The sequence below is a fragment of the Roseomonas sp. HF4 genome (assembly GCF_005222755.1).
GTDB lineage: Bacteria > Pseudomonadota > Alphaproteobacteria > Acetobacterales > Acetobacteraceae > Neoroseomonas.
Genome location: NZ_STGD01000036.1, coordinates 1 through 7,960, shown reverse-complemented (window position 1 = coordinate 7,960; position 7,960 = coordinate 1). Strand labels below are relative to the sequence as shown.

General features: G+C 68.2%; 8 protein-coding genes and 2 pseudogenes. 6 read left to right on the top strand and 4 right to left on the bottom strand.

Annotation, left to right across the window (positions count from 1 at the left end):
* Positions 1 to 122 (bottom strand): annotated as a pseudogene (locus E8M80_RS25415) (IS256 family transposase); the annotation flags it as partial.
* Positions 123 to 159: 37 nt separating this feature from the next.
* Positions 160 to 432 (bottom strand): annotated as a pseudogene (locus tag E8M80_RS25410) (transposase domain-containing protein); the annotation flags it as partial.
* A 107-nt stretch (positions 433 to 539) separates the two neighbouring features.
* Between E8M80_RS25410 and E8M80_RS25405 the strand changes: the two are divergent.
* Positions 540 to 887 carry a hypothetical protein gene (locus E8M80_RS25405; protein ID WP_137128525.1) on the top strand — a complete coding sequence of 116 codons (348 nt, stop codon included), beginning with the start codon at positions 540 to 542 and terminating at the stop codon, positions 885 to 887.
* On the top strand, positions 884 to 1,744 hold the full coding sequence (locus E8M80_RS25400) for an alpha/beta hydrolase (protein WP_137128524.1): 861 nt from the start codon (positions 884 to 886) through the stop codon (positions 1,742 to 1,744). Before E8M80_RS25405 ends, E8M80_RS25400 begins: the two co-directional genes overlap by 4 nt.
* A gap of 21 nt (positions 1,745 to 1,765) precedes the next feature.
* On the opposite strand, the gene E8M80_RS25395 is transcribed toward E8M80_RS25400, so the two are convergent.
* The gene (locus E8M80_RS25395) at positions 1,766 to 3,154 is read right to left on the bottom strand and encodes an L-serine ammonia-lyase (protein ID WP_137128523.1); all 1,389 of its coding nucleotides are present in this window, start codon (positions 3,152 to 3,154) and stop codon (positions 1,766 to 1,768) included.
* 1,002 nt (positions 3,155 to 4,156) lie between these two features.
* On the opposite strand from E8M80_RS25395, the gene E8M80_RS25390 reads away from it, so the two are divergent.
* Both E8M80_RS25390 and hflX read left to right on the top strand, forming a co-directional pair.
* Positions 4,157 to 4,612 carry a DUF3489 domain-containing protein gene (locus E8M80_RS25390; RefSeq protein WP_137128522.1) on the top strand — a complete coding sequence of 152 codons (456 nt, stop codon included), beginning with the start codon at positions 4,157 to 4,159 and terminating at the stop codon, positions 4,610 to 4,612.
* 194 nt (positions 4,613 to 4,806) lie between these two features.
* Entirely contained in the window at positions 4,807 to 6,159 is a 1,353-nt protein-coding gene (hflX, locus tag E8M80_RS25385) for a GTPase HflX (RefSeq protein ID WP_137128521.1), read from the top strand.
* 47 nt (positions 6,160 to 6,206) lie between these two features.
* Here the strand turns inward: hflX and E8M80_RS27105 are convergent, their stop codons facing one another.
* Entirely contained in the window at positions 6,207 to 6,617 is a 411-nt protein-coding gene (locus E8M80_RS27105) for a DNA methyltransferase (RefSeq protein ID WP_137128520.1), read from the bottom strand.
* A 483-nt stretch (positions 6,618 to 7,100) separates the two neighbouring features.
* Between E8M80_RS27105 and E8M80_RS25375 the strand changes: the two genes are divergently transcribed.
* Both E8M80_RS25375 and E8M80_RS25370 read left to right on the top strand, forming a co-directional pair.
* Entirely contained in the window at positions 7,101 to 7,634 is a 534-nt protein-coding gene (locus E8M80_RS25375) for a 4-vinyl reductase (protein WP_137128519.1), read from the top strand.
* A 28-nt stretch (positions 7,635 to 7,662) separates the two neighbouring features.
* Positions 7,663 to 7,908 (top strand): hypothetical protein, encoded by a 246-nt coding sequence (locus E8M80_RS25370; RefSeq protein ID WP_137128518.1) that lies wholly within the window; start codon positions 7,663 to 7,665, stop codon positions 7,906 to 7,908.
* Positions 7,909 to 7,960: the final 52 nt, after the last annotated feature.

Sequence of the window (7,960 nt, the reverse complement as noted above, 5' to 3'; positions counted from 1 at the left end):
GCCTCGAACGCCGCCAGGGCGGCCTCGGCCGCGGCGGGATCCACGGCCCGGTAGATGTCCTTCAAGGCCGCGGCCACCGGCTTGCGGTCCTTCCAGGAGACGAAATCCAGGCTGTGGCGTAAGCGCAGGTTCCGGGCCCTTGTCGCCGCGGCTTGACGGTCAGCTGGTTTTCGAGGCCGCCCAGTGCCAGGGCATGAGCTCGTCGATGCGGCTCTCCATCCAGCCATTCACCAGGCGGGTCAGGACTTCGGTGAAGTACCGCTGTGGATCGACGCCGTTCAGCTTGCACGTGTCCACCAGCGAGGCGATGCAGGCCCAGCGCTCGCCACCATCGTCGCCCGAGGCGAATAGCGCGTTCTTTCGGCTGAGGCAGATCGGCCTGATGGCCCGCTCCACCACGTTGTTGTCCATGTCGAGCCTGCCATCGTCGAGAATGTGGATCGGCGTGGAAGAAGGACCCCTATGGAGGGGTGATCGGCGTCCAAAAGGGCCCCCTCTGCTGAAGGGGTTCACGTTGGCTCTCGGTGATGCCGGGGGTCATGATTGGGATGCTGGTGGTGGAGACGATCGGGAAGATCCGTCGGCTGCATGAGATCGAGCATGCCGGTCCCGGAATTCGCCGCCTGCTGAGCGGGCGTCTGCTGGCGGAAGTGGGCGAGGAGGCACATCGCATCGATCCCGGCGGCGCCTGGTTCGAGACCGGCCACGACCCGGTCATCGGCCGCGTCATGGCGCCCGGCAGCGCCTTCATTCGCTGCATGGTCCTGGACCAGGATCTGCTCGGCCGCCCGACATTCCGCGCCTGGAGCGCGGAGGAAGCCGCCAAGCCGCGCAGCGCGCAGTCCCGCCAGTTCTTCGACACGCTCACCGCACTGGACGGAGCATGACCGCACCGATCTGGGCCGGTCTGACGGCCGACGAGCACGAGTATCAGTACAACCCGCAGCGCAGCGTACCGGATTTCGAGGAGGCGCGGCGCCGCCGCGAACCCTCGAATGCGGCGGCGATCGTGGCGCTGGCGCCGCAGACAGACATCGCCTTCGGCCCAGGCCGGTTGCATGGGCTGGACATCTTCCATCCGCCAGGTGCCGGACCCTTCCCGGTGCACCTGTTCTTCCACGGCGGGTACTGGCGCGCGCAGGACAAGAAGAACTTCGCCTTCCTCGCGCCCGTGCTCGTGCAGCGGGGCGTGATGGTCGTGGCCATGAACTACGATCTCTGCCCAGGCGTGACGCTGGACGGAACGGTCGCCTCCGCCATTGCCGGGATGGCGTGGGTGGCGCGCAATATCGCGGCACACGGCGGGGATGCGGGGCGCATCACCATGTCGGGCCATTCGGCTGGCGCGCACCTGGTGGCGGCGGGCCTTGCTACGGAATGGGCGGCGCAAGGCCTGCCGGGTGACCTGATCAAGGGTGCACTGATGATCAGCGGCATCTACGACCCGACACCCGCCATGCGCATCTCCGTCAATGCGGATATCCGGCTGACGCCCGAGATCTGCGCCCGCCACAACTATGAGGCGGCAGTGCCTCGCACCTCTTGCCCTGCCTGGGTCGTGGCCGGCGGTGACGAGCCCGAACACTGGATCCACCAGTCGGCGCGGTACGCACGGCATCTGCGACGACACGGGCTGAAGCCCGGGCTGCTGGTGAGCCCCGACCATCATCACTTCGATATCCTGGACCTCTACATGGACCCGCAGAGCCATGTGAGCCGCATCCTGGCCGAGATCATCGCGTAGGACCCCGACGCGCGCGACGCGTCAGCACGCGATGACGTTCACCGCCAGTCCGCCCAGCGACGTCTCTTTGTACTTGTGCGACATGTCGAGTCCCGTCTGACGCATCGTCGCCACAACCTGATCAAGGCTGACCAGGTGCGTGCCGTCCCCGTGCAGGGCGAGCCGGGCGGCATTGATCGCCTTGACCGCGCCGATGGCGTTGCGCTCGATGCACGGCACCTGCACGAGCCCGGCCACCGGGTCGCAGGTCAAGCCGAGATTGTGCTCGAGCCCGATCTCCGCGGCGTTCTCGACCTGGGCATTGCTGCCACCCAGGGCGGCGGCCAGGCCCGCGGCCGCCATTGCGCAGGCCGACCCGACCTCGCCCTGGCAGCCGACCTCCGCGCCGGAGATGGACGCGTTCCGCTTGATAATGGCGCCGATGGCAGCTGCGGCGAGCAGGAAGGCTTCGACCCCAGCCGCATGCGCGCCCGGCACGAAGCGCTCGTAGTACTGGAGGACGGCAGGAATGATGCCGGCGGCGCCGTTGGTCGGGGCCGTCACCACGCGGCCGCCGGCGGCATTCTCCTCGTTCACGGCCAAGGCCCAGAGATTCACCCAGTCCATCGCCTCGAGTGGATCGGCCTCGTTGCGCCGCGCGCGGTCCTCAAGTCTGCGGAGAAGATCGGGCGCCCGGCGCCGCACGCGCAGCCCGCCCGGAAGTTCGCCTTCGCCACGCAGGCCGCGCGCGACGCAGGCGCGCATCGCCGCATGGATGCGCCCGATGCCTTCCGCGAGTCCGGCCGTACCGTGCAGGCTTGTCTCGTTCGCGCGCATGAGGCCAGCGATCGACAGGCCCGCTGCATCGGCGCGTTCGAGCAACTCGGCGGCATCTGCAAAGGGATACGGCATCGCGGCAGGGCCCGCATTTGCGGAGCCGGCCATTTGTTCGCCATGCTCATCCACGACAAAGCCGCCGCCGACCGAATAATAGGTGCGAGCGAGCACCGCCTTGTCACCCGCACTGGCCGTCAGCCGGAGCGCATTTGGGTGGAAGGGCAGCATCTCGCGCGGGCGGAAGACGATGTCAGTCGCCGGGTCGAAGGCGATGCGTCGTCCGCCAGACAGGACCAGACGCCGGACGCGGCGGACATCCTCGACGATGTTCACCGCTTCGTCGGGGTCGATCGTGTCGGGCCGCGCGCCGGAGAGGCCCAGGATGACGGCGGCATCCGTGCCATGCCCCTTACCCGTCAGGGCCAGCGAGCCGAAGAGTTCCACCACGATGCGGTCGGACAGACCCAGCCCCGCCGTCTGCGCGGCAAAATACGCGGAGGCCAGCATGGGACCCACCGTGTGGGAACTCGACGGACCGATCCCGATCCTGAACAGATCGAACAGGCCGATCCAATGCGGCGGGGGCTGGGTCATGCGTCGATCCTTATCCCCAGGGGCGACAGAGCCGGACGAGCATCAACTGACAAACTGCCGCAGGCAATGGCGGCAGGCGCCGGCACCCATCCGGCCCGCAACACAGGATCCGTGCCTGACCCGCCGCATCATCGCCGCCGCGTTGAACATCAGCGGAGTGCATCCGTCCTTGGCGCAAAGCGGAAACAAGCCCCGGCAACGCGGGCTGCAGGGGGCGTCCGACTAGCCGTGGGGGGGTGATGGTGAAGCGGTCATTCCAGTTGCCGACATCGAGCACCATTCGCCAGGGCACGCCCGAAGTCACACGTAATCCTTTGCCCGCCAGCCATTGCTACTGATGGTGAGGTTGGACCCTCCCCTTGGCCGCCTGCCCGACATCCAGCCGCGCGGCCATGCCGGGCGGGAGGCGCGACAGCGGATGCTCCAATCGGCCATTGCACAGCCGGCCCCAGGGCGGGCCCGGGCCCGCGCCGCGGGATTGGGGCCGAGACGTGCGGTGGCTCCTGCGCGACCTTCATCGAGGAGTGGAACCGACTGACCGTCGAGCCATCCGCCGGCGAAAGCCAAGCTGCGGGGACTGCAATCCTTCGAACGCAAACTGGCCAACTTGGTCGATGCCATCGCGGACGGCCTCAAGGCCCCGGCATTTCAGCGGAAGCTCGTGCATCTGGAGGCACGCCGGCACAAGTTGCCAGCGGCGTTGGGTGCTGAGGCGGCACCGGCTCCGCGAGCGCTGCATCTCAACTCGCGCGGGTCTATGCCAAAAAAAGTCACCGCCCTCCGACAGGCGATCGAAGCCAGGGATGGCGTCGAAGCGCTCGGCCGGGCTTGCGGGGCATGGGACAGCGCCGCGTAGCGCGCCTCCCTTATGCGCGACGCCGCGGCGTCACGGAATGATCGGACTGCGCCGAACTCAGCAACATCTTGATCGGCAGATACGCTTGGCTTGGGCGCGGCGCAGCGCGAATGGTCTGTCACGCGATGTCGAGGACGGAGACCACGATGACGAAGCGCGAAGCCAACCAGCTCGACAGCCTCGAGGTCTTCCTGATGAAGAAAGCTGAGTTCGACGAGCTGCTCGCGGAACTGCAGCAGGCGAGCGCGGAGCATTTCGGCGCCGACCCTGAGGCGGTGCTCTGGGGCGATGGCCCGATGGAGGCACTGCGCGCGGCGCTGGCCGGCAAGTCGGCCCGTGCGGCGCGCGCACCGGGCGCACCCCGCAAGCCGCGTGATGGCACGAGGCAGGAGGCGGTGCTCGCCCTGCTGCGCCGCCCCGAGGGGGCCACGGTGGCGCTGGTCGCTGAGGCAACCGGCTGGGCACAGCCCACGGTGCGCTGGTTCTTCGCCGGGCTGAAGAAGGAGGGGATCGAGATCACGGTGCTGGAGCAGGTGCGCCAGGTCCGACGGAACAAGGACGGCGCCCGCGGGTCCTACAGCGTCTACACGATCGCCGACTGACACGCGCCGCAAGGGCGCCCCTCACGCCGTCGCTCGCACCCCGCGGGCGGCGGCGATGCGGTCAGCTCGGAGCATGTCGGGACGTTCTTCAGCCGCGCGCCTTCTTCTGCGGGAAGCTCAATCAAACATTCGGGCGGCTGACGATCGATGATGACCATTCAAGGCTTTGGCGCGATCCGTGCTACTGCGCCGCCATGGAGACCAAACCGCCCATTCCCCGAGCAGTCCTCGTCGGCATCCAGACACCGGAGGTCGATGACATCGCGCACGCCGCCAGCCTCGAGGAGCTGGCCCGTCTGGTGAAGACGCTCGGCTACGAGGTTGTGGGATCGGTGTCGCAGCGGCGCGAAGGCACCGGCGCTGGGTCGCTGCTGGGCAGCGGCAAGCTAGCGGAGTTGGCGGCGCTCACTGGCGGCACCGGCGTCGTCGGTTCGATGGCGCCGCCGCCGAGATCCAAGGCACGGCAGCGGTTCGACGACGCCGCCGAAGCGTCGTCCAAGGCGGAACCGGAAGCCGATACCAGCCGCAAGCCCGATTTCGTGATCGTCGACCACGAGCTCTCGCCAAGCCAGCTTCGCAATCTTGAACGGGCGACCGGCGCCGAGGTGCTCGACCGCACAGGCGTCATCGTCGAGATTTTCCACCGCCACGCCAACACGCGCGAGGCGAAGCTGCAGGTGGAGATGGCGCGGCTGAAATACGTCGCCCCCCGGCTGCGCGAATCCGCCGGCGGTGGCGGGCGGCAGCAGGGGCCTGGTGCCGGCGAGACCACACTCGATCTCGACCGCCGCAAGATCCGCGACCGGATCTCCGAGTTGAAGGATCAGCTAGAGGCGGTGCAGCGCGACAGCGACAACCGTCGCACCGGCCGGCGTGATCAGCTGCGCGTCGCGCTGGTCGGCTACACCAATGCGGGCAAATCCTCCCTGATGCGGGCACTGACCGGCAGTCAGGTGCTGGTGGAGGACAAGTTGTTCGCCACCCTCGACACCACCGTCCGCATCCTGCAGCCCGAGACGCGGCCCCGCGTGCTGGTCTCCGACACGGTGGGCTTCATCAAGCAGCTGCCACACGACCTTGTCGCGTCCTTCCGCTCCACCCTGGCGGAGGCGCTGGAAGCCTCGCTGCTGCTGTTCGTGGTCGACGCCTCGGACCCGACCTACGAGGCGCAGCTGGAGGTCAGCCGAAGCGTGTTGCGGGACATCGGCGCCGATGCCGTGCCATCGCGCCTCGTGCTGAACAAGATGGACCGGGTGGATGCCGCCCGGCGCGCTGCGCTGGCCGAGAAGCACCCGGACGCGATCATGCTCTCCGCCCACGCGCCAGGGGATGTGAGCGCGCTGCGGGACACCATCATCGCCTTCTTCGAGGCGGCGATGGTCGAGGACGTGCTGCTGCTGCCCTACGCGAAGCAAGGGCTGATCGGCGAAGTTTACGACAGCGCGCGGGTGCTGTCGGAAGAGTACGACGAAACCGGCCGGGTGCTGAAGGTCCGCGGCCTGCCGGGCGCCATCACGCGGTTGCGGCGGAGCCTTGCCGCTCACTGAGCCGTGGCCAACGTGTTCCCCGCCGGCGGGCCGATCATCGAATCCGGCTAAGCGCGCTCACACAGTTCCTGCGCTTGGCGGGCACCTGCCACATCGATGAAGATCCGATCCTGGCGAGCCAGCAGCGCCGCCTTCCCGGTCAGCGCCTGCCAGCGCAGTTCGGCGACATCGACGTAGCGCGGATCGATCTCCATCGCGTAGCAGCGCCGCGCCGTGGTCTGCGCCGCGATGATGGTGGTGCCGCTGCCGGAGAAGGGCCCGTAGACCGCGTCGTCGAGCGCGCTGTTGTTGACGATCGGCCGAGCGCTTGCGTGATCAGGGACTTCGCCACCGCCTGCCGCGCCGCGGCGGGAAGGCGTTGCTGTCGGACCGCCAGCTGATCGTCGTGCTGGCTCGCGTCGCTGAGAATTTTTCGCTGGGTGTCGGCGAGTTTCATCTGGGGGTGCCTGTACCGGCATCCGGGGATCCGGGTGCTACGAGCCCAAGCCCCGCCGGCGCGCGCCGGTCGGGTCGGTTGGGGAGCCGCCTCGGGTCAGGCGGCGTATTCGTCCCGATTGAAGTGCTGGTCCCCGATCTCCTTCAGCTTCGCGGCCGCGTCATGCTGCCAGGCCGTCTCGCCCCAGAACACCGCCTCCGGTCCGCCCCGAAGTGGTCCTCGCTGGCCTGCTGCAGCTCCGCGAGGAGGCCGCCGAATTCGTCCTCCTTCGCGAGGAAGGCGGCAACGCTGTTCTGCTGGTTACGGGCGGCTCGGGCCACGCGGTCTGTCATCTTCGTCTCCGTCGTGGTGCAGGATACAGGCCTCTGCGCGTGACGGATCGTTCGCGCCTTGCCCGGCCCGAGCCATGGGAGATGCAGCGTCATCCCATTGCTATGATTTCGCGTTCCCGGTCACATTGCGATCGTCGCCACGGCCCTCGGACCCGCGGCCGTCAGGAGAAGCCATGGCCCAGCCGCAAGTCCCCATCGACGTGGATCCCGAGACGGGCATCTGGACGACCGATGGCCTGCCGATGATCTACCTGCCGCGCCATTTCCTGGTGAACATGCAGAAGGGCATCGAGGCCGCCATCGGCCCGGCGGCCTATCGCGAGATCCTCTACGCCTCGAGCGATCTCTCCGCCCTGCAATGGTGCCGGGCGGAGGCGAAGACGCACGGCCTGACGCCGGTCGAGACCTTTCGCCACTACCTCAGGCGGCTATCGCAGCGCGGCTACGGTCAGATCGACGTCACCGCGCTGGACGAGAGCGCGGCCACTGCGACCGTCACGGTGCGCCACTCCGCCTTTGCGCTCGGCTATGGGCCCGAGACGGCGCGGCCGGTCTGCTACACCTTCGAGGGCAGCTTCGCCGGTGGCATGCGCTACGTGCTGGAGATGTCGGGGCGCGCAGGTGAGCCCGCCTGCCGCGAGGTGGCCTGCGCCGCGACCGGCCATCCCGAATGCCGGTTCGAGCTACGCTGCGACACCGTCGCGTGACGCGGCGCCGGTCTGTGATGCGCTTGAGGTGCTCCTGCACGTGCAGGCGCTTCTGGAGAAAGCCGTCAGGATCGGCGTCCACCATGCCGACGGCCTGGGCATAGGCGAGTTCGGCGATGGCCTGGGTCGGAGCGATGAGCAGGAACTCGGCGCGCGGGCGGCGGTTCATCAGCAGCGCCGTCAGCATCAGCGCCGCACCATAGGAAGTGACCAGCCCCCATCGAGTGATCCAGGCGGAATTTTAGTGGGCCATCGCAGCCGTGCCTGCTCCTGAGCCGATCTGCGACCTGGCGATGGGCACCGTCTCTGGAGCGGGCGGGCGGTAC

What these genes read in the sequence shown, in the direction of transcription:
- hflX (WP_137128521.1), top strand. Translation starts at nt 4,807, where the DNA reads ATGGAGACCAAACCGCCCATTCCCCGAGCAGTCCTCGTCGGCATCCAG.
- E8M80_RS25375 (WP_137128519.1), top strand. Translation starts at nt 7,101, where the DNA reads ATGGCCCAGCCGCAAGTCCCCATCGACGTGGATCCCGAGACGGGCATC.
- E8M80_RS25395 (WP_137128523.1), bottom strand. Translation starts at nt 3,154, where the DNA reads ATGACCCAGCCCCCGCCGCATTGGATCGGCCTGTTCGATCTGTTCAGG.
- E8M80_RS25400 (WP_137128524.1), top strand. Translation starts at nt 884, where the DNA reads ATGACCGCACCGATCTGGGCCGGTCTGACGGCCGACGAGCACGAGTAT.
- E8M80_RS25405 (WP_137128525.1), top strand. Translation starts at nt 540, where the DNA reads ATGATTGGGATGCTGGTGGTGGAGACGATCGGGAAGATCCGTCGGCTG.
- E8M80_RS25390 (WP_137128522.1), top strand. Translation starts at nt 4,157, where the DNA reads ATGACGAAGCGCGAAGCCAACCAGCTCGACAGCCTCGAGGTCTTCCTG.
- E8M80_RS27105 (WP_137128520.1), bottom strand. Translation starts at nt 6,617, where the DNA reads ATGCCGGTACAGGCACCCCCAGATGAAACTCGCCGACACCCAGCGAAA.